Source organism: Pseudomonas sp. ACN8, assembly GCF_002303925.1.
In the GTDB taxonomy this organism is placed as follows: domain Bacteria; phylum Pseudomonadota; class Gammaproteobacteria; order Pseudomonadales; family Pseudomonadaceae; genus Aquipseudomonas.
Window position 1 is genome coordinate 23,365 of record NZ_MRCS01000024.1, and the last position, 19,453, is coordinate 42,817.

The 19,453-nt window shown below is 61.4% G+C and carries 17 protein-coding genes; 9 read left to right on the top strand and 8 right to left on the bottom strand.

Translation table 11 applies throughout. The annotated features are described in order from the left end of the window. Positions 1-6 precede the first annotated feature (6 nt). Together BSF44_RS15170 and BSF44_RS15175 are read right to left on the bottom strand one after the other, a co-directional pair. Positions 7-756 carry a methyltransferase domain-containing protein gene (locus BSF44_RS15170; protein ID WP_095944190.1) on the bottom strand — a complete coding sequence of 250 codons (750 nt, stop codon included), beginning with the start codon at positions 754-756 and terminating at the stop codon, positions 7-9. Further along, positions 756-1,058 (bottom strand): MazG-like family protein, encoded by a 303-nt coding sequence (locus BSF44_RS15175; protein ID WP_095944191.1) that lies wholly within the window; start codon positions 1,056-1,058, stop codon positions 756-758. Before BSF44_RS15175 ends, BSF44_RS15170 begins: the two co-directional genes overlap by 1 nt. 156 nt (positions 1,059-1,214) lie before the next feature. Here BSF44_RS15175 and BSF44_RS15180 point away from each other — a divergent pair, with 156 nt between their 5' ends. After that, a complete protein-coding gene (locus BSF44_RS15180; RefSeq protein ID WP_095944192.1) occupies positions 1,215-1,508 on the top strand; it encodes a hypothetical protein in 294 nt (97 codons plus the stop codon). A gap of 155 nt (positions 1,509-1,663) precedes the next feature. Beyond that, positions 1,664-3,010, top strand: coding sequence for an MATE family efflux transporter (locus BSF44_RS15185; protein WP_095944193.1), 1,347 nt, complete (start codon positions 1,664-1,666; stop codon positions 3,008-3,010). Positions 3,011-3,037: 27 nt separating this feature from the next. On the opposite strand, the gene BSF44_RS15190 is transcribed toward BSF44_RS15185, so the two are convergent. The 6 genes from BSF44_RS15190 to BSF44_RS15215 form a co-directional block, all read right to left on the bottom strand. Beyond that, a complete protein-coding gene (locus BSF44_RS15190) occupies positions 3,038-3,838 on the bottom strand; it encodes a DUF4123 domain-containing protein (RefSeq protein ID WP_095944194.1) in 801 nt (266 codons plus the stop codon). Continuing rightward, complete coding sequence (locus BSF44_RS15195) at positions 3,835-5,154, bottom strand: type VI secretion system Vgr family protein (protein WP_095944195.1); 1,320 nt, start codon at positions 5,152-5,154, stop codon at positions 3,835-3,837. Before BSF44_RS15195 ends, BSF44_RS15190 begins: the two co-directional genes overlap by 4 nt. A gap of 232 nt (positions 5,155-5,386) precedes the next feature. Then, complete coding sequence (speA, locus tag BSF44_RS15200) at positions 5,387-7,300, bottom strand: arginine decarboxylase (protein WP_095944196.1); 1,914 nt, start codon at positions 7,298-7,300, stop codon at positions 5,387-5,389. Between the two features lie 219 nt (positions 7,301-7,519). Next, positions 7,520-7,891 (bottom strand): translation initiation factor Sui1, encoded by a 372-nt coding sequence (locus tag BSF44_RS15205; protein WP_095944197.1) that lies wholly within the window; start codon positions 7,889-7,891, stop codon positions 7,520-7,522. A gap of 302 nt (positions 7,892-8,193) precedes the next feature. Continuing rightward, on the bottom strand, positions 8,194-8,751 hold the full coding sequence (locus BSF44_RS15210) for an NUDIX hydrolase (RefSeq protein ID WP_095944198.1): 558 nt from the start codon (positions 8,749-8,751) through the stop codon (positions 8,194-8,196). Positions 8,752-8,754: 3 nt separating this feature from the next. Continuing rightward, positions 8,755-9,822, bottom strand: a complete 1,068-nt coding sequence (locus BSF44_RS15215; protein WP_095944199.1) for a DUF2333 family protein — start codon at positions 9,820-9,822, stop codon at positions 8,755-8,757. 487 nt (positions 9,823-10,309) lie between these two features. Between BSF44_RS15215 and gcbA the strand changes: the two genes are divergently transcribed. The 7 genes from gcbA to prmA all read left to right on the top strand — a co-directional run bounded on the left by gcbA (position 10,310) and on the right by prmA (position 19,427). Then, the gene (gene gcbA, locus BSF44_RS15220; protein WP_095944200.1) at positions 10,310-11,980 is read left to right on the top strand and encodes a diguanylate cyclase GcbA; all 1,671 of its coding nucleotides are present in this window, start codon (positions 10,310-10,312) and stop codon (positions 11,978-11,980) included. 955 nt (positions 11,981-12,935) lie between these two features. Beyond that, complete coding sequence (locus BSF44_RS31130) at positions 12,936-13,979, top strand: methyl-accepting chemotaxis protein (protein ID WP_371918263.1); 1,044 nt, start codon at positions 12,936-12,938, stop codon at positions 13,977-13,979. A gap of 164 nt (positions 13,980-14,143) precedes the next feature. Continuing rightward, complete coding sequence (locus BSF44_RS15230; RefSeq protein WP_095944202.1) at positions 14,144-15,898, top strand: protein-disulfide reductase DsbD; 1,755 nt, start codon at positions 14,144-14,146, stop codon at positions 15,896-15,898. Positions 15,899-16,030: 132 nt separating this feature from the next. Beyond that, positions 16,031-16,486, top strand: coding sequence for a type II 3-dehydroquinate dehydratase (gene aroQ, locus BSF44_RS15235; RefSeq protein WP_007971361.1), 456 nt, complete (start codon positions 16,031-16,033; stop codon positions 16,484-16,486). A gap of 24 nt (positions 16,487-16,510) precedes the next feature. After that, positions 16,511-16,975 (top strand): acetyl-CoA carboxylase biotin carboxyl carrier protein, encoded by a 465-nt coding sequence (gene accB / locus BSF44_RS15240; protein ID WP_095944203.1) that lies wholly within the window; start codon positions 16,511-16,513, stop codon positions 16,973-16,975. A gap of 17 nt (positions 16,976-16,992) precedes the next feature. Continuing rightward, positions 16,993-18,351 carry an acetyl-CoA carboxylase biotin carboxylase subunit gene (gene accC, locus BSF44_RS15245; protein WP_056725293.1) on the top strand — a complete coding sequence of 453 codons (1,359 nt, stop codon included), beginning with the start codon at positions 16,993-16,995 and terminating at the stop codon, positions 18,349-18,351. A 197-nt stretch (positions 18,352-18,548) separates the two neighbouring features. Then, a complete protein-coding gene (gene prmA, locus BSF44_RS15250; RefSeq protein WP_095944204.1) occupies positions 18,549-19,427 on the top strand; it encodes a 50S ribosomal protein L11 methyltransferase in 879 nt (292 codons plus the stop codon). Positions 19,428-19,453: the final 26 nt, after the last annotated feature.

The following is a 19,453-nucleotide window of genomic DNA, read 5'->3' on the forward strand; positions in this document are numbered from 1 at the left end:
CTCCGATCAGACAGGCCGACAGATCCAGTGCAAGTAGCGCCCAAGCCCGGCAAAGCCCGGATGACGACGGTGGGCCAGTTCCATTTCCAGCAGGTCCGCCAGCTCGGCGCGGGCCTGGAATTCCACCGGCATGTAGTCGTGAAAAACCCGCACGCCACTCATGGTTTCGACCTGCCACAGACCTTCAAGTTGCGCCGCCAGCTCGCGCGGATCAAGGGGCTGTTGCGGGGTCAGGCTCTGCTTTTCGCCGGCCATGTCGTTCTTGCGCATCTTGCGGAAATGACCCTTGAGCAGGTTGCGATAAATCAGCGCGTCGCGATTGTAGAACGCCAGGGACAGCCAGCCGTCGGCCTTGGTCAGTTGATGCAGCACCGGCAGGATGGCGTGGGGTTCGGCCAGCCATTCCAGCACGGCGTGGCACAGCACCAGGTCGTAAGGTTCGGTGAGCTGCCCCAACAGTTCCTGCCAGGGTGCCTGAATGAACGTGGCGCTCTGCCCGGCTTCGGCAAAGCGCTGGCGGGCGCCTTCGAGCATCGGCTCGGCAGGCTCGGCGAGCGTCACCTGATGACCACGCTGTGCCAGCCACAACGACATGTGGCCCAGGCCGGCGCCGATATCCAGCACGCGCAACGGACGGTCGGGCAAGATTTCGGCCAGATCGGCCTGCAACACCGCCAGACGGATAGCCCCTTTGGCACCACCGTAGATTTTTTCGGCGAAACGGGTCGCCAGTTGATCGAAATGACGGTCGCTCATCAGCTGAACCTCCGTTCGCTGTCCGCCAGTTTGCTGCGCACCACGGTATCCATGTCCAGGCCCAGTTCGCTGCATAACAGCAACAGATAAAGCACAATGTCACCGACTTCCTGCCCGGCGTGGGCGAGTTTGTCCGCCGACAACTGGCGGGACTGGTCTTCGGTCAGCCACTGGAAAATTTCCACCAGCTCGGACATTTCCACGCTCGCGGCCATGGCCAGGTTTTTCGGGCTGTGAAATTGCCGCCAGTCATTGCGGTCACGGATGGCGTGCAGGCGTTCGGTCAGTTCAACAAGGTTCATCGGGCTCTCCTGAAGGCGTATAGCTTCGGGGGGATCACAGGTGAAGGCAAGGGGCAGAAGATGCATGCTCTGTGTGCAACCCTCTATGCTTGTGGGAACTCGGCAGCATGATCGACAGCCCAAGACTCAATTCTCTTTAATCAGGACGTTCATTCCATGCAGGTAGAAGGTTTTTCCGAATGGCTCGGCCAGGTACTCGGCTCGATCATCCGCTTCATCGTTGATGCCCTCAGCGGGCTGTTCAGTCTGTTGAGCAACGCCAGCAGCAACTTTGTCGAAGGCCTGTCCCAGGCGCTGGGCATGGATACCTCGGTCATCAGCATCGTGACCTTGATCCTCGGGCTGATCCTGCTGTGGTCGGCGATCCGCGCCTTTCTCAATGCGTCGTTCATCATGGGATTCATCTGGTTGCTGCTGGGGCTTTGGTTGCTCAGCTGGATCATTCACTGACACCACCGAACACTGTGGGAGCCTGCTCGCGATGATGCCGGCACATACAACATATGAGTGTCTGCCACACCGCTATCGCGAGCAGGCTCGCTCCCACAATTGATCGCAGTTTGCTCTCGATGTACCGCTACAATGCCCGCTCCCAAGGAGCCTGCATGTCCAACCTGACCGCCGACTGGCGCGACCGCCCTACCCATCGCCGGGTCTGGGCACTCGCTGCGCCGATGATTCTTTCGAACATTTCCGTGCCGCTGGTGGCATTGGTCGACAGCACCGTCATCGGTCACCTGCCCCACGCCCATCAACTCGGCGCCGTCGCGGTCGGGGCCAGTCTGTACACCTTCCTCGCCTGGGCCATGGGCTTTCTGCGCATGGGCTCCACCGGGTTCGCCGCCCAGGCGGCCGGGCGCGGGGATGGCGCGGCCCTGCGGCAGATTCTGTTGCAAGGCCTGCTGCTCGCCATCGGCCTGGCCGTGGTCCTGGGTGCGGTGGGCGTGCCTTTGAGCGGGGTCGCGTTGCACTTCATGCAACCGTCGGCGGAGCTCGATCAACTGACCCGCGAGTTCTTCCACACCCGCCTGTTCGGCCTGCCAGCGGCGCTCGCCAGTTATGCACTGGTCGGCTGGTTTCTCGGCACCCAGAATGCCCGGGCGCCCCTGGCGATTCTGCTGAGCACCAACCTGGTCAACATTGCCCTGAACCTGTGGTTCGTCCTCAGCCTGGAATGGGGCGTGGTCGGTGCGGCCCGGGCCTCGGTGATTGCCGAATGGACCGGTGCCCTGATCGGCTTGCTGATGACCCGCAAAGCCCTGCGCGCCTATCCCGGGCATATCGTCTGGGCGGCATTGGCGCTGTGGAAGAGCTGGCGGCCATTGCTGGCGGTCAACCGCGACATCTTCATCCGCAGCCTGGCGCTGCAATCGGTTTTTTTTCTGATCACGGTGCAAGGCGCACGTCTGGGTGACGCCACGGTCGCGGCCAATGCTCTTTTGCTCAATGGCCTGTTGCTGACCGCCCACGCCCTCGATGGCCTGGCCCACGCTGTCGAAGCCCTCTGCGGACATGCGCTTGGCGCCCGTGACCGCGATGCCCTGCGTCGTTCGTTGGTGGTGGCGGGAGGCTGGTCGTTGCTGGCGAGCCTGGGCTTTGCCGCGCTGTTTCTGTTCGCCGGACATCTGTTCATCGAGATGCAAACCGACATTCAAAGTGTGCGCGACACCGCGTTCATCTACCTGCCCTACCTCGCCGTACTGCCACTGATTGCCGTCTGGAGTTACCTGCTCGACGGCCTGTTCATCGGCGCCACCCGCGCCCGGGAAATGCGCAACGGCATGCTGCTGACCGTGGCGCTGGTGCTGCCCTTCGGCTGGGCACTGCAAGGCGGGGGCAACCACGGCCTGTGGATAACCTTTCTGTTGTTCATGCTGCTGCGCAGTCTGACCCTCGGCATGATCGCCTGGCGCCTGCGTCGTAACGATGGCTGGTTCGTCGGCACTCACTGAACGGGCGTGGCCCGACAATACTCGACCTCATGGCCAGGGTCGATCGTTCTGCCACAGGCGACGCAGGCTATCGAGTCGTTCCTGCTGAGTCCCGCCCGGCGACGGCTGCACGGGAACGGCATCGGGATATTGCAAGCGTAGCCATATCCAGCCATCAAGCACCGGGCGTTCACTGAAACCCAGCGCCAGCCCTTCCTGCACAAGGGTCCACAGACGGGGAAAATCGACACCCGTGGATCGGTTCCAGCGCCAGGCATGCTGTTCCAGCAGGCAGGTTTGCAATTTTCCCTGCTGCCCGGCGCTGAGGCCTTCCTCGATGGCCAACGGGCTGACAGCCAACCCCGGATTGGACAAGCGCTGCCAGCCCTCACACCCCATCGCGCGGTCGGCCCAACTACCGCCGAACCAGCGTAACTGATGGATAGGCCCTAGCCAGCGACTCAGTTCAACGGCATCGCAGGTATCGAAAAAATAGCTGGTCGTGGTTGGGTTGTAGTAACTCAACAGGGCCCGGTGCTGGCCAAGCGTGACCGTGAGCATGCGCCGCAAATGCGCCAGCAACGACGAAGCGCTGGCCTCGCTGACCATCAACAATCCGGGCCAGCGTTGTCCGTCGACGATGCATAAATCGGCCAGTGCCGGACAGGAGCGCAGATCGACCAGGACCGGCCCCTGTTCCTGCAGCGCATGCCACTCCGTGCCGTCGAACAACCTGAACCATCGGGCCTGGGCAAACATCTGCCGAAGTGTGACACCCGCCTGTGGCGTACCCGGCACATCCAGCAACAGCCACTGCGGGGGGGCCTCGGGCATGCGTGTGGCGATCATGCTCCAGAGCTCTGGCCAAGCTGCGTCGCCAGACGACAGGTGCACAAAGCCTGCGCGCAATGGTTGAAGCTGCCGCCACCGGGCAGCAGGCACAGCATCAGCAATGGCTCCCCCGAACGCAACCATTGCTCCAGCCCCTCATCATAGGTGCAGCCGGGCTGGGGTATGTCAGCATCCGCCACCTCGACCGTTGCCGGCGCATGCAGCAACCCGGTTATCTGCGGTTGATCGGGATCGCCCTCGACAAAACTCACGACCAGTTCAGTCCCTTCCCGTAATGACGAGAAGGTCGAGGCCTGCAACTGCCTGGCCAGGGGCAACCAGCAATGACTGGGCGCCGCCCCTTTGCCCTGGTAAAGCCAGTCGAATTGCACCGGTATCGGCCTTGCCGGGTCGGGGCCTGGCTCATCGACCTCGACCACCCACGCCCGTTGCGGGCCATGCATCCTTGGTTGGACCGTCACACAGGGCGGCTCGATGGGTGCCGGCCACTGCTGGGCTCGAGCCTGATTGTGGTAAGGCATCGTCGTATCCTGGCTGCCCCAGTGTTCAACGTGGGTCAGCAGCCAGAGTCGATTGCAATCGGCAACCGGATGACCGGACAGCGGCATCAGCCGACCGCTGCGCAAGGTCGCAAGATCCGTCCGGCATTCGGCGCATTGCACCACTGTCCCACCGCTGCGCTGACGTTCGAACTGCCGCACCGCCGGCCGATCGCTCTCGCTCCTCAATACCGCAGGTTCGCCGCTTGGAAAATGCTGCCGGTTATCCCCAAACACCACACAGTGCCCGCGGGCCCGGTGTTCGAAGTGGTAGTGAAGCCCTTCCCGGGCGCACAGTCGCTGGAGAAACTGCAGGTCTGACTCTCGATATTGCGTGCAAAAATCCAGGGGCGGGTATTCACCGCTTAGCGCCAGGCGTCGATCCTTGCCGGTAATGCCGTGCTCCTTGAGTATCTGGTCGAGGATTTGCGGCACTGAGCGGGAGCTGAAGATTCGTTGGCTGAAGCGCTGGGCCAGGCAAGCCAGTCTTGGCCCCAGGCGCACCTGGCAGAGTCGGGAGCCAGAGGTGTGGTCACGCTGGACGAGCTCATGCAATTGTCCATGTACGTGACTTCCGGCCGGTCCGAAATGCAACGAGGCAGGACGGTACAGCAAACTGGCAAGGTCAAGCACCGGGTCTTCGATCAGCAGTTCCAGGTCGAACACGAACGGCTCGCTGATGGCTTCTCTGCCGGTAAAGGCCAGGACCTCCAGGGAGTCGGGCAGACCTGCTACATCCAGACGAAATGACGGTTCGCTGACCGGATTGAACATCGGCGTTTCTCTACAGGAGGGGCGGCCGGGGATTCTCGCTGAGAGACATGGCCGAGTAGAGTGCCGAAATACAAATTAGGAAATAACCTACGCGAAAAGAGGACCAAATGCGCTGGGTTGTCGAAGATGCTGGAAATTTCGCCTGGGACAGGAGAATTGCCCCACCAGGTCATCTGAAATTTCCGCGGCAAACGGTAATTTTTCAGACAACCTGATGAGCGTGACGCTTACCTCAGGAAGACAGGTACGACGAACGGGTCAACCCCAGACGCAAGGCATCGAGGAACTGCGTGCGCTCGGTGGCGCTGATGCGGGCACTGGCGCACTTGTCACGGTAGTGGGTCATCAGTTCTTCCGGCGACAAGTGCACGTAGCGCAGCATGTCTTCGATGGTGTCGTGGGTTTCGATACCGGCGTGGTACACGCTGCCGTCGGCGTTCTGGTAGATGTTCACCGAGTCGGTGTCACCGAACAGGTTGTGCATGTCGCCAAGAATTTCCTGGTAGGCACCGACCAGGAACACACCCAGCAAGTAGTCCTCACCTTCTTTCAACGCGTGCACCGGCAAGCTGGTCTCGATGCTCTGCTCGTCGACGTACTGGTTGATCTTGCCGTCGGAGTCACAGGTCAGGTCTTGCAGTACCGCGCGACGCAGCGGCTCTTCGTCGAGACGGTGCAGCGGGATGATCGGCAGGACCTGGTCGATGGCCCAGGTGTCCGGCAGGCTCTGGAACACCGAGAAGTTGCAGATGTACTTGTCCGCCAGTTTGTCGTTGAGCTCGTCCAGCACCTGACGGTGGGAACGCTGGCGCGCCTTCAGCGAGTTGTGCAGGCGACGGCACACGGCGAAGTAGCACTGTTCGGCCAGGGCTTTCTCGGCCAGGGTCAGCTTGCCGTCGGCGTACTGAGCGGCGATATCGCTCATGTAGTGCGTGGCGCGCCAGTAGGTTTCGGTGACCATCTCGATGTCGGTCGGCCCCAGCAGGTCCACCAGCCACTGCACGGTTTCCGGCAGCGCTTCCTTGTTCTCGATCTGCGGCACGTCGTCGTTGTGTTTCTCGACGTCGGTCACCTGGATCACCAGCATGGCATGGTGCGCGGTCAGGGAACGGCCGCTTTCGGAGAAGATGTTCGGGTGCGGCAGGCTCTGCGCATCGCAGAACTCCTTGAGCATCCCGACCACGACACCGGCGTAGTCGTCCATGTCGTAGTTGATCGAGCTGGCGTTACGCGAGTGCGTACCGTCATAGTCCACGCCCAGGCCACCACCGACGTCGATGTGGTCCACCGGCAGACCGAGGTTGCGCAACTCGCCGTAGTAGCGGATCGCTTCCTTGAAGCCGTGCTGGTAGTCCGCCAGGTTGGCGATCTGCGAGCCCATGTGGAAGTGCAGCAGGCGAATGCCCTGGTCCAGACCGGCCGCGCGGAAACGCTCGACCACCGACAGCAGTTGCGCCGCCGACAGGCCGAACTTGGATTTCTCGCCGCCGGTGTCAGCCCACTTGCTCGAGGCCAGGGACGACAGGCGCACGCGCAGGCCGACCTGAGGCTTGACCTTGAGCGAGTTGGCTTCTTCGATCACCAGGCCGACTTCGGATTCTTTCTCGATCACGATGAACACGTTGTGGCCGAGCTTCTGGCCCATCAACGCCAGGCGAATGAACTCGCGGTCCTTGTAGCCGTTGCAAACGATGGTGCCGCCCTTCGGCGCCAGTGCCAGCACTGCCAGCAGTTCAGGCTTGGACCCGGCTTCCAGGCCGATGGAAACGTTCTGGGTGGCGATGATGTTCTCGATCACCGCTTCCTGCTGGTTCACCTTGATCGGGTACAGCGCGGTGTATTTGCTCTGGTATTCCAGACGCTCGATGTTGGCGTCGAATGCGCCGGTCAGCTGACGCACGCGGTCTTGCAGGATGTCTGGGAAACGGACCAGCAACGGCAAGGACAGGCCGCTTTTGCGCAGCTGGTCGACTTGCTCGTACAGGTCGATAGGCGAGCTGCTCGGACCGTTCGGACGAACTTCGACGCGACCGGCGTCATTGATCGCGAAATACCCGGCCCCCCAATGGCGAATCCCGTAAACACTGCGGCTGTCCGCAACTGTCCATTGGCTGCCATCGTCTTTGCGTGTGCGTCGTACGGACATCGAAGTCCCCTATAAAGAAGTCATAGTGCGTCGCCTGGGTTCAGGCCGGCGCAGTCTAAAGAATGAAAATGACGGTTCGTCAACGAGGCAATAGACCCCGCCGACCGCAGTGAGTTTAGATACCGGTCATGAACAGGCTCTGTGAAAACCATGTAGACGATGCCGGACCTGAATGTCATCAGGACCGGATCAAGCCGAGGGTGGTTTTCACAGAGGCTGCTAGCCGCCGGACTTCTTCGCTTTGAAACCGAGTTTGATCAGTTCTGCCAAGAGTAGCTCGACATGATCGCCCTGGATTTCGATGACACCGTCTTTCAGCGCCCCACCGGTACCGCAACGTTTCTTCAACGTCGTGGCCAGGTCCTTGAGCGCATCTTCAGCCAACGGCACACCGGTGATGGTGGTCACCGTCTTGCCGCCACGGCCTTTGCTTTCGCGACGCACGCGCGCGATGCCGTCGCCGACCGGGATAACGGTCTGTTTGCAGATACAGGCGTCCACCGGTTTACTGCATTCCGGGCAATGACGACCTGCGTCGGTGGAAAATACCAGGCCGCCCAAGGCGGCGAAGGATGCGGCTTTTTTGGCCACCGGCAATCCTCTTCGGAGGACAAAGACTGGTCGCAGCACTCGGGAAGGCTATCGACCGCGAAGCCCCACTCAGGCAGGGGCAGCGCTACTGAAACGGTACGACATTCACTTCACTGTAGGAGCGAGCTTGTTCGCGATGGACGTCAACGATAACGCGCGGCATCAGGCTACACGTGTCGTTCTCTCGTTTTTCGCGAGCAGGCTCGCTCCTACAATAACAACCAGCAATACCGGTTCAGTTTAAAAAGGTCGCGCAGTGTAACGGCAAAAACGCGGATTGCTAAGAGCCAATCGGCGCCAATTTATAGCTGTTTTGCGACGTTGCTTTGTTGAGCCTTCAGATATCGCTTCAACGCCGCCAGTGAGTCCGGGCAATAAGGCTTTTGCCCGATTTCCAGCATGACCTGATCAATGGGAATAAAGCGCGCTTCGAGCACCTCTTCCGGTTGCAGGATCAACGGACCGTCCCATACCGCCGAGAACGCCGAACACCACAGGCGATTGCCGGTGTCCTCGAAAAAAAAATGGTCGTGGGCGGTCAGCTCCACACCACTCACACCCAGCTCTTCCTCCAGCTCCCTTGCCGCCGATTCGGCGTAGGTTTCACTGGCGAGCACCATGCCCCCCGCCGCCACGTCCCAGTAACCGGGATAGATTGCCTTGCTCAGGGTGCGCCGGTGCACGCACAGCTCGCCAGCGGAGTTGAACAACATAATGTAGGTGCCGCGCCCGATCAGCCCGCGCTCGCGCAAATCGGAACGGACCAGGGCGCCGAGCAGGTTGTCCTGCTCGTCGACCCAGGCGATCTGTTCGGCATCGGAGGCCGCACGGTGCGCGGCCTCCCTGGTGTTATCGACCATGACTCAGCCCTGATTGAGCAATTGACGCAAATCGATCACCGCTGCGTTGGCCCGGGAAATGTAGTTGGCCATGACCAGCGAGTGGTTGGCCAATACGCCGAAGCCACTGCCGTTGAGGATCATCGGGCTCCACACCGGCTCCTGCGACGCTTCCAGTTCACGAATGATCTGGCGCACGCTGACCGTGGCGTTCTTCTTGGCCAGCACATCGGCGAAGTCGACCTCGATGGCGCGCAGCAAATGCGACAAGGCCCAGGCCTGGCCGCGAGCTTCGTAGAACACGTTGTCGATCTGCAGCCATGGCGTTTCGACGATCTCTTCATCGACCTGCGGCGCCACGCCCGGTGCCACGATTTCGGTCTTCAACGCAGTGTTGAGCTTGACCCGGCCCACACTGGCCGACAGCCGTTGCGACAGAGAACCCAGACGGGTGCCGACGTCACCCAGCCAGTTGTTCAGGTTGTCGGCGCGGGCATAGAACAACGCGCTCTTCTGGTTCGGATCGGACAGGCGCGCCTGATAGCGGCTCAGGGAATTGATGCCTTCCTGGTACTCGGACTCACTGGACGGCAGCACCCAACTCTTGTTGTCGAAGTTGAAACGCGGCTCGGCCTTGGCCAGGTCGGCGTCTTCGGCGGACTGCGACTGCGAACGGGCGAAGTCTTTGCGCAGTGCCCGGCTCAGGTCGCGGACCTGCACCAGCACGCCATATTCCCAGCTCGGCATGTTGTCCATCCACAGACCTGGCGGGAACCGGTCGTTGGAAATATAGCCGCCCGGCTTGGTCAGCAAGGTACCGGCGACGGTCTTGAGGGTTTCCACCGTGGTGTAGCCGACGACCATCTGCTTGCCTTCTTTCTCGGCCGCCAGTTGCGCGGTTTGCTGGACCGGAAACAGCGCCGGCTCCTGGCTCCAGTACCAGCCCAGGACACTCGCCACCAACAGGTAGATGCCCAGCAGAGTGGCCAGCGCCCGGCTGAACAACAGACCACCCAGGTAACTGCGGGTCTCCGACTTCGGTTCAGCGGCACGTTCAGGCGCACTGTCTGTGCGGTTCTTCCAGTCCAGCATGGCGATATCCTTTCAAGCTCTTGAGTTCAACGGTTCGACCGCAACCATACAACAACGTGCCTTGGCCCGGCACCCGCCATCGCACCGATGCGGAAAATTACCGGGCTTGCGGACGAAAAGAGTGCCTGTGCACCCGACGACGCCGTGACCATCGAAATCCTCCCCTAATGGTTTGGATTGCCACGCTAAGGGAATCCCCGATCCTCGGAAACCCAAAAAACCGAGCCGATCAACACTGGCAAAAAATCATGAATGGCCGGCTGTCAGCCATTCGTCCATTCCCGCCCCACGCCCGCCAGGCGCCCTGATTCAAGCGCTTCGCCCCCTGCAAGTCGCGACTTGAAAGGCTTGAACAAGACCGATCAGTCACAAACTGAATGAAGTCACATTGCAGATTATTGACGTACAGCACTCATGTAATGGAAAAGTGGTGCTAGCATAGAGCCACCACTCGACCTCAGTGTGCACCCTAACTAGTAGTCAGGATATGACCGAGCCAGAAGACCCCAGCCGCGAGCGCCTCAAGCACCACTTTGCCCAGCGGGTAATTCATCAGGCTCGTCAGATTCTTGAAATATGGCAGCGCCTGCAACGCAGTGAGTGGTCCACCGCCGACCTTTCGGAGCTAAGCGAGGCCAATCTGCGCCTGCTGCGTTTCGCCGAGCGTTTCGAACAACCGGAACACACGCAACTGGCACGCCGCATCGGTCAGTCCCTGGACGCGGTCGACGCCAATCGCGGACGCCTGAGCAGCGGCCTGATCACTGACCTCAATCGCTTGATGCAGCGCCTTTCACGCACCGGCCTGCGCCATGGCGACCAACTCGATCAAACCTTCCTGCCACCGCTGCGCAAGCCCATCTACGTGATGTTGCAGGATCACGACCGTGCCGAGCGCCTGGCCAAGCAACTGGAATTCTTCGGCCTCAGTGCCCAGTCCCTGGACAGTGTGGACGCGTTTCGCTCATCGATGGTCGAGCGCTTGCCGGCGGCGATTGTCATGGACGTGGACTTCAGTGGCGCCGGCGTCGGCCTGAAACTGGCCGCCGAAGCCCAGGAAGGCCTCGATCATCAACTGCCGCTGCTGTTCTTCAGCTTGCACGAAACCGATACCCCGACCCGCCTGGCCGCCGTGCGTGCCGGTGGCCAGGAGTTCCTCACCGGTACCCTCGAAGCGTCGAGCCTGCTGGAGAAGATCGAAGTCCTGACCTGCGTGGCCCAGTACGAGCCTTATAAAGTGCTGATCATCGACGACTCCCGCGCCCAGGCCTTGCACACCGAGCGCCTGCTCAACAGCGCCGGGATTGTCACCCGCACGCTGATCGAGCCGATCCAGGCCATGGCCGAACTGGCGGATTTCCAGCCGGACCTGATCATCCTCGACATGTACATGCCGACCTGCACCGGTACGGAACTGGCCAAGGTCATTCGCCATAACGACCGTTACGTCAGCGTGCCCATCATTTACCTGTCGGCCGAAGACGACCTGGACAAACAGCTCGACGCCATGAGCGAAGGCGGCGATGACTTCCTGACCAAACCGATCAAGCCCCGGCACCTGATCACCACCGTGCGCAACCGCGCGGCCCGGGCGCGCAACCTCAAGGCACGAATGGTCCGCGACAGCCTCACCGGGTTGTACAACCACACGCATATCCTGCAATTGCTCGAAGACTGCTCGTTCCGCGCCCGCCGCGAAAGCAAGCCGCTGAGCTTTGCCATGCTCGACATCGACCACTTCAAACGGGTCAACGACAGCCACGGTCACCCCATGGGCGACCGGGTGATCAAGAGCCTGGCGCTGTTTCTCAAGCAACGCCTGCGCAAAACCGACTTCATCGGCCGCTACGGTGGCGAAGAATTCGCCATCGTCATGCCGGACACCGATATTGATGCGGCCTACAAGGTGCTCGATGAAATCCGCCAGCGTTTTGCCGAGATTCACTACCCCGCACAACCCGAGGATCTGTGGTGCACCTTCAGCGCCGGAGTGGTTGAGCTTTGCGAAAGCTCCGACAGCCTGATGATGGCCAGCCAAGCAGACGAAGCGCTGTATCGCGCCAAACACGGCGGACGCAATCGCGTCCAGGCGGCGCGCACGTCAAAGCAAAGTGCCACTTTTTTATCGGAATCGACCGATACGGTCATAACCCTGTAACAGAAACGCAATAACTTCAGGCGCTTACCATTTCTGCCGTTGGTAGTCCGTGATGCGCCTGAAGCTGCTGACCAATCTCAATACCCTCCTTCTGGTGGCCGTGTGCGTGGCCCTCGGCGCTACGCTGTGGTGGTCGCAGAAAGCCCTTGAGCGTCCGTATCTATTAATGGAGCGCTATCTGGGGCTGTCGCAGCAATTTCAGAATGAAGTCGCCCGCAGCATTGAGGATTACCTCGGCAGCGGCGATGCGCTACGCCTGAGCAGTGCCGCCCAAGGCATCGACAGCCTGCAAAAAGAACTCGGCGAACTGCCACCGGCCCTGGCCGAGACCTTGCGTCCCAGCCTGTCGACCCTCGAAGAATTCAGCAAAACCGACCTGCTGGCCGCCGGCAAACTGGCCGGCGACCCACAGGCCTTGCTGCTGCAGGCCGAGCGCGAACTGGGCGCAAGTCTCGATCAACTCAGCCAGTACGCCAATGGCAATGCGGCCTACCTGACGCCGCTGCTCACCGCCTCGCAACACCTGGGCAAATTGTCCCTGGCCCGAGACAAACTGGTCAGCAGCGGCCGCAGTGAACTGGCCGCCGATGTCGAACGCGAAGTGGCCAACATCCGTGCCCAGGCAGAGAAACTCGACGCCCTGCCATTACTCGGGGTGACCACCAGCAGCGAGTCGAACACCGACGATTTCGCCTCGATGATGGGCCTTGAGAACACGGAAAAAACCGTCGCCGAAGATGCCGGCGTCGGCCTCAAGCGCGAGCTCAACAGCCTGCTCACCCGCTACCCGGCCGAGCTCTCGCGCACCCGCGATCAAATCCGCAAGCGCGCCGACCTCAGCGCGGCGACCCACCTGAAAATCGCCGACGTGCAACAGGCCATTGCCGGTCTCGAACCGGTGGTTCGCGCCCAGCACGGGCAGATCCAGGGTGAAGTGCGGCTGATGCAAGGCGTGATGATCGGCTTGATTCTGTTGATCGCCCTGTTGATCGACACCCTGCAGCGCAAACTCGCCCGGACCCTGACCAACCTCGCCCCGGCCCTCTCGACCTGGGCCGAAGGCGACTTCAGCCGCGACATTCAACTGGGCAACACCAACCGCGAATTGCATGACATTGAAGCCTCGCTCAACCGCTTGCGCGCCTATCTGGTGGACCTGGTGGGGACCATTCGCCACAACGCCGAGCAGGTGGCCGGCAGCAGCCGCACCCTGGCGGACCTGAGCAACGACTTGCACAGCGGCGCCGAGCATCAGGCCGGCGACACGGCACTGATCCGCGACTCCCTCAGCGAACTGGAAGCGACCATTCAACAAGTCGCCGGCGATGCCAGCCAGGCCGCCGATGCCAGCCGCCACGCCGGCCTGGCCGTGGAGCACGGACAGAAAGTCATCGGTCTGAGCCTCACCGGCCTGCATGCGCTGGTGGATGAAGTGCAAGGCAATGCACAAATGATCGAACACCTGGCCGAAGAGTCGGCCACCATCGGCGGCGTGTTGACGGTGATCCGCTCGATTGCCGACCAGACCAACCTGCTGGCGTTGAACGCCGCCATCGAGGCGGCCCGGGCCGGGGAAATGGGCCGAGGCTTCGCGGTGGTGGCCGAAGAGGTGCGCTCACTGGCGCAACGTACCGCCGGGGCCACCGCAGAAATCCAGACGCTGATCGCAGGGCTGCAAACCGCCGCGCGACAGTCGGTGGAAGGCATGCGCGCCCAGGTCGAACATGCCGAAGCCACGGCCAGCCAGGCCCAGGCCGCTGATGGCGCACTGGATAAAATCGTCGGGGCGATCCAGACCATTTCCGACACAGCGGTACGCATCGCCGATGTTACCGCCCAGCAAAGCGGCGCTGTCAGCGAGATCCGTGACCACAGTGAGCGGATTCACCAGTTGGGTGGGGATAACTTGCTGCGTATCGGCGAAGGGCGTGAGCAGGGAGAAAATCTTCTGGTGCTGGGAGGTCGACTGCATACAGCCGTTCAGGCCTTCCGCGTCTGACAGATAGCCATCGCGAGCAGGCTCGCTCCTACACTTGAAATGCATTCCCCTTGTAGGAGCGAGCCTGCTCGCGATAGCGTCAGGCAATCCACCACAAAACTGTCGCTCTGCACGCCCCGCCGCCGTCCGCTATCATCCCCCCAATTCCGATACGCGAGATTGTCATGCGCCGTTTGCTTTGCCTGCTGTTTTTAGTGTTCGCCCTGCCGGCCAGCGCCACTGGCTTGCTGGAGAACCGCCCCAGCTCAAGCCTGGGCTCGATCAACAACAGCGCCGACTTCCTGCCGGTGCGCGAAGCGTTCCAGCTGAGTCTGGTAGAAAGCACGCCGCAATCGATCAAGCTGCAGTTCGTCGCCACTGAAGGTTACTACCTCTACCGCCACCGCTTTCAATTTCGCGCCGATCCGGCCGATGTCGTCCTCGGCGCGGCGAAACTGCCCGACGGCCAGAAAAAACACGATGAATACTTTGGCGATGTCGAGGTCTACCACGGCATTCTCGACGTCGAGTTGCCGCGCACCGACCAGCGCGCCTTCACCCTGATCGTGACTTATCAGGGATGCGCCGACAAAGGGCTGTGCTATCCGCCTGAAACCGAGCGCCTGAGCATCGGCGGCATCGACGGCAGTGGTACTCCGACGACGGTTTATCCATGGAGCTGGCGCGAACTGGCGTTGTTTTTCCTGGCCGGCCTGGGCCTGACGTTTACGCCATGCGTGCTGCCCATGCTGCCGATCCTGTCCGGCGTGGTGCTGCGCGGTCAGGTCGGTGGCTGGCGCGGCTTCAATCTGTCACTGGCCTATGTGCTGCCGATGGCCGCCTGCTTTGCCCTGCTCGGAGCCCTGATGGGCCTGTTCGGTGCCCAGCTCAACCTGCAGGCGCGATTGCAATCGGCCTGGGTGCTGGTGCCGTTCGCAATGTTTTTCGCCGTGTTTGCCCTGGCGATGTTCGGCGTCTTCGAACTCAAGTTGCCCCATGCCATCAGCAGTCGCCTGGACCGCATCGCCGGCCGCACCAAAGGCGGGTCACTGTGGGGCGCCGCGGTGTTGGGCGTGGTTTCCAGCCTGCTGGTTTCACCCTGTGTTTCGGCGCCATTGGCCGGGGCGCTGCTGTACATCAGTGCCAGTGGCGATGCGCTGGGCGGCGGCTTGAAACTGTTCATGCTCGGCCTCGGCATGGGCGCGCCGCTGTTGCTGGTGGCCACCGGTGGCGCAGCCTGGTTGCCGAAAAGCGGTCCGTGGCTGGTCTATGTGAAAAACGCGATTGGCGTACTGTTGCTCGGGCTGGCCGTCGGCTTGCTCAGCCGCGTCTTGCCGGGCCAGGTCACCTTGCTGCTCATCGGTTTACTGGCCGGCGGTGTCGGCTTGTTCATGGGGGCACTGGAGTTCGTCTATAAACCACCGCGCCAACGCCTGGGCCAACTGCTCGGCATGTTTCTGCTGTTTTATGCACTGGCCTGCTGGTACGGCGCCTTCAGCGGCCAGACCGACCCGCTCAACCCGATCGGCCAGCCCCGTATCGTTGCCAACAGCGGCCCCGCGCAAAACACCAGCGCCTGGCAAACCGTCAGCACGCCGGCCGATCTGGACCGCGCGCTCGCCGACGCACGCGCATCCGGCACACCGCTGCTGCTCGACTGGTACGCCGACTGGTGCATCAGCTGCAAAGTCATCGAACATGAGGTACTGGACGACCCTGTCGTTATCGAACGCCTCAAGGGTTACCGGTTGATCCGCTTCGATATCACCGCCAGCAATGCCGAGCAGCGCGCCCTGCTCGACCGTTACCAATTGTTCGGCCCCCCTGCCCTGATGTTTTTCGGCAAGGACGGTGTCGAACGCGCCGATGTGCGGGTGATCGGCGAGATCAATGCCAGGGACTTCGCCGAACGTGTTGCCAGGGCGAATGACCAAATTTAATCCAGCAGTCATATATTTCGCGCAAACATCGGTCATCGTGCTGGCTATTGCAGAGAACTGGACAGTCACAAAGGCTTTGCGGCATAGTCGCCGGGTTCTGACAACTGCTCACAGATAACATAGGAACCGCCGATGGCGACGTTACTCGTTCTGCACGGACCCAACCTGAACCTGCTCGGCACCCGTGAACCGGGCACCTACGGCGCCACGACGCTGGCGCAGATCAACCAGGACCTGGAACGCCGTGCCCGCGAAGCCGGTCACCATTTGCTGCACCTGCAAAGCAACGCCGAGTACGAATTGATCGACCGCATCCACGCTGCCCGCAGCGAAGGCGTGGACTTCATTTTGATCAACCCAGCAGCTTTTACACATACAAGTGTCGCATTACGTGACGCGCTGCTGGCGGTGAGCATCCCATTCATCGAAGTGCATTTGTCTAACGTGCACAAACGCGAACCTTTCCGCCATCACTCTTACTTCTCCGACGTAGCGGTGGGAGTGATCTGCGGCCTTGGCGCCAGCGGTTATCGACTGGCCCTGGAGGCCGCCCTGGAACAGCTTGAACAACAAGTTAACCGCCCCTGACCGACCCTTGGGAGTTGATGATTCATGGATATCCGTAAAGTTAAGAAACTGATCGAATTGCTGGAAGAGTCCGGCATCGACGAGCTCGAGATCAAGGAAGGCGAAGAGTCCGTACGCATCAGCCGCCATAGCAAGACCCCGGCTCAGCAGTACTACGCGCCGGCTCCAATGCATGCTCCGGCCCCCGCGCCTGTCGCTGCCGCCGCTCCGGCTGCCGCTGCCGCACCTGCTGCCGCCGCCGCTCCGGCACTGAACGGCACCGTTGCCCGTTCGCCGATGGTCGGTACTTTCTATCGCAAATCTTCGCCAGCCTCGCCGTCCTTCGTGGAAGTCGGCCAGACCGTGAAGAAAGGCGACACCCTGTGCATCGTTGAAGCCATGAAGATGATGAACCACATCGAAGCTGAAACCAGCGGTGTGATCGAATCCATCCTCGTCGAAGACGGCCAGCCGGTTGAGTACGACCAACCGCTGTTCACCATCGTTTGAACCGCGGAGAGCCTTTGATGACTGCGAAGTTGGAAAAAGTTCTGATCGCCAACCGCGGTGAGATCGCCCTGCGGATCCTGCGCGCCTGCAAAGAAATGGGCATCAAGACCGTCGCCGTTTACTCCAAGGCTGACAAGGAACTGATGCACCTGGGGCTGGCAGACGAATCCGTCTGCATCGGTCCGGCATCGGCCGCCCACTCCTACCTGCACATTCCGGCAATCATTGCCGCAGCCGAAGTGACTGGCGCCACCGCCATTCACCCAGGTTACGGCTTCCTTGCGGAAAACGCCGACTTCGCCGAACAGGTCGAGAACTCCGGCTTCGCGTTCATTGGCCCGAAAGCTGAAACCATTCGCCTGATGGGCGACAAGGTATCGGCCAAGCACGCCATGATCGCGGCCGGCGTACCGACTGTACCGGGCTCTGACGGCCCGCTGCCGGAAGACGAAGAAACCGCTCTGCGCATTGGTCGCGAAGTCGGTTACCCGGTGATCATCAAGGCCGCTGGCGGCGGCGGTGGTCGCGGTATGCGCGTCGTGCATAAAGAAGAAGACCTGATCTCCTTCGCGAAACTGACCCGTACCGAAGCGGGCGCGGCCTTCGGCAACCCGATGGTCTATCTGGAAAAATTCCTGACCAACCCACGTCACGTGGAAGTCCAGGTACTTTCCGATGGCCAGGGCCAGGCTATCCATCTGGGCGACCGCGACTGCTCGCTGCAACGTCGTCACCAGAAGGTGCTTGAAGAAGCACCGGCACCGGGCATCGACGAGAACGCACGTGAGGAAGTACTCGCACGCTGCGTCAAGGCCTGCATCGACATCGGCTACCGTGGCGCGGGCACTTTCGAGTTCCTGTACGAAAACGGTCGTTTCTACTTCATCGAGATGAACACTCGTGTCCAGGTAGAGCACCCGGTTTCGGAAATGGTCACCGGCATCGACATCGTCAAGGAGATGCTCAGCATCGCCGCCGGCAACAAGCTGTCGTTCACCCAGGATGACGTGGTCATCCGCGGTCACGCGCTGGAGTGCCGGATCAACGCCGAAGACCCGAAAACCTTCATGCCGAGCCCGGGCACGGTCAAGCATTTCCATGCTCCAGGCGGCAACGGCGTTCGCGTCGACTCGCACCTGTACAGTGGTTATGCGGTTCCGCCGAACTACGATTCGTTGATCGGCAAGCTGATCACCTACGGCGCGACCCGCGACGAAGCCATGGCGCGCATGCGCAATGCGCTGGACGAGATCGTGGTCGACGGGATCAAGACCAACATCCCGCTGCACCGCGACCTGACCCGCGATGAAGGCTTCTGCAAAGGGGGCGTGAACATTCACTACCTCGAGCACAAGCTGGCTGGCGAGAAGCACTAAGCTTAGACCCCATCGACAAAGCCGCCTTCGGGCGGCTTTGTTGTATCTGGACATTTCATCTGACCGAACGCCGCCCCCCAGGGGTATGTACCGATGTACAGGGCAAGCCACTCCCACAAAACCTCTGCGCTCGCGTAAACTTGCGCCCTTCTCGCAGTCCGCCAGGCTGCAATCAATATTTTTCAAAGGTGCCCGCCATGCCTTGGCTGCAAGTACGCCTCGCCATCAGCCCAGAACAAGCCGAAACCTATGAAGACGCTTTCCTTGAAGTGGGCGCCGTATCGGTGACCTTCATGGACGCCGAAGATCAGCCGATCTTCGAGCCGGAACTCAACACCACGCCGCTGTGGTCCCACACGCACCTGCTGGCCCTGTTCGAAGGTGGCACCGAGCCAGGCCCGGTACTGGCCCATCTGGAACTGTTGACCGGCAGCCCGCTGCCCGAGCACCACAGCGAAGTGATTGAAGACCAGGACTGGGAACGCAGCTGGATGGACGGTTTCCAGCCAATGCAATTCGGCCAGCGCCTGTGGATCGTGCCAAGCTGGCACGCCGCACCGGAACCTGGCGCGGTGAATCTGCTGCTGGACCCGGGCCTGGCATTCGGCACCGGCACCCACCCGACCACCGCACTGTGCCTGGAATGGCTCGACGGTCAGGACCTGAAGGACTGCAACGTGCTGGACTTCGGTTGCGGCTCGGGGATTCTGGCGATTGCCGCGCTGTTGCTGGGCGCCAGGGAAGCCGTCGGTACCGATATCGACGTGCAGGCACTGGAAGCCTCCCGCGACAACGCCGGGCGCAACGGTATCGCCGATGAGCTGTTTCCACTGTATCTGCCGCAAGACCTGCCGCAGGTGCAGGCCGACGTGCTGGTGGCCAACATTCTCGCCGGCCCGCTGGTTTCCCTGGCGCCGCAATTGTCCGGTCTGGTCAAGTCGGGCGGTCGCCTGGCGCTGTCGGGCATCCTCGCCGAACAGGGTGACGAAGTCGCTGCCGCCTACGCCAAGGACTTCGATCTGGACCCGATCGCCAATCGCGATGGCTGGGTGCGCATCACAGGCCGTCGGCGTTAGAATGAGCGTCTGCATAATCCGGATCG

What these genes read in the sequence shown, in the direction of transcription:
- BSF44_RS15170 (WP_095944190.1), bottom strand. Translation starts at nt 756, where the DNA reads ATGAGCGACCGTCATTTCGATCAACTGGCGACCCGTTTCGCCGAAAAA.
- BSF44_RS15175 (WP_095944191.1), bottom strand. Translation starts at nt 1,058, where the DNA reads ATGAACCTTGTTGAACTGACCGAACGCCTGCACGCCATCCGTGACCGC.
- BSF44_RS15180 (WP_095944192.1), top strand. Translation starts at nt 1,215, where the DNA reads ATGCAGGTAGAAGGTTTTTCCGAATGGCTCGGCCAGGTACTCGGCTCG.
- BSF44_RS15185 (WP_095944193.1), top strand. Translation starts at nt 1,664, where the DNA reads ATGTCCAACCTGACCGCCGACTGGCGCGACCGCCCTACCCATCGCCGG.
- BSF44_RS15190 (WP_095944194.1), bottom strand. Translation starts at nt 3,838, where the DNA reads ATGATCGCCACACGCATGCCCGAGGCCCCCCCGCAGTGGCTGTTGCTG.
- BSF44_RS15195 (WP_095944195.1), bottom strand. Translation starts at nt 5,154, where the DNA reads ATGTTCAATCCGGTCAGCGAACCGTCATTTCGTCTGGATGTAGCAGGT.
- speA (WP_095944196.1), bottom strand. Translation starts at nt 7,300, where the DNA reads ATGTCCGTACGACGCACACGCAAAGACGATGGCAGCCAATGGACAGTT.
- BSF44_RS15210 (WP_095944198.1), bottom strand. Translation starts at nt 8,751, where the DNA reads ATGGTCGATAACACCAGGGAGGCCGCGCACCGTGCGGCCTCCGATGCC.
- BSF44_RS15215 (WP_095944199.1), bottom strand. Translation starts at nt 9,822, where the DNA reads ATGCTGGACTGGAAGAACCGCACAGACAGTGCGCCTGAACGTGCCGCT.
- gcbA (WP_095944200.1), top strand. Translation starts at nt 10,310, where the DNA reads ATGACCGAGCCAGAAGACCCCAGCCGCGAGCGCCTCAAGCACCACTTT.
- BSF44_RS31130 (WP_371918263.1), top strand. Translation starts at nt 12,936, where the DNA reads ATGATCGGCTTGATTCTGTTGATCGCCCTGTTGATCGACACCCTGCAG.
- BSF44_RS15230 (WP_095944202.1), top strand. Translation starts at nt 14,144, where the DNA reads ATGCGCCGTTTGCTTTGCCTGCTGTTTTTAGTGTTCGCCCTGCCGGCC.
- aroQ (WP_007971361.1), top strand. Translation starts at nt 16,031, where the DNA reads ATGGCGACGTTACTCGTTCTGCACGGACCCAACCTGAACCTGCTCGGC.
- accB (WP_095944203.1), top strand. Translation starts at nt 16,511, where the DNA reads ATGGATATCCGTAAAGTTAAGAAACTGATCGAATTGCTGGAAGAGTCC.
- accC (WP_056725293.1), top strand. Translation starts at nt 16,993, where the DNA reads ATGACTGCGAAGTTGGAAAAAGTTCTGATCGCCAACCGCGGTGAGATC.
- prmA (WP_095944204.1), top strand. Translation starts at nt 18,549, where the DNA reads ATGCCTTGGCTGCAAGTACGCCTCGCCATCAGCCCAGAACAAGCCGAA.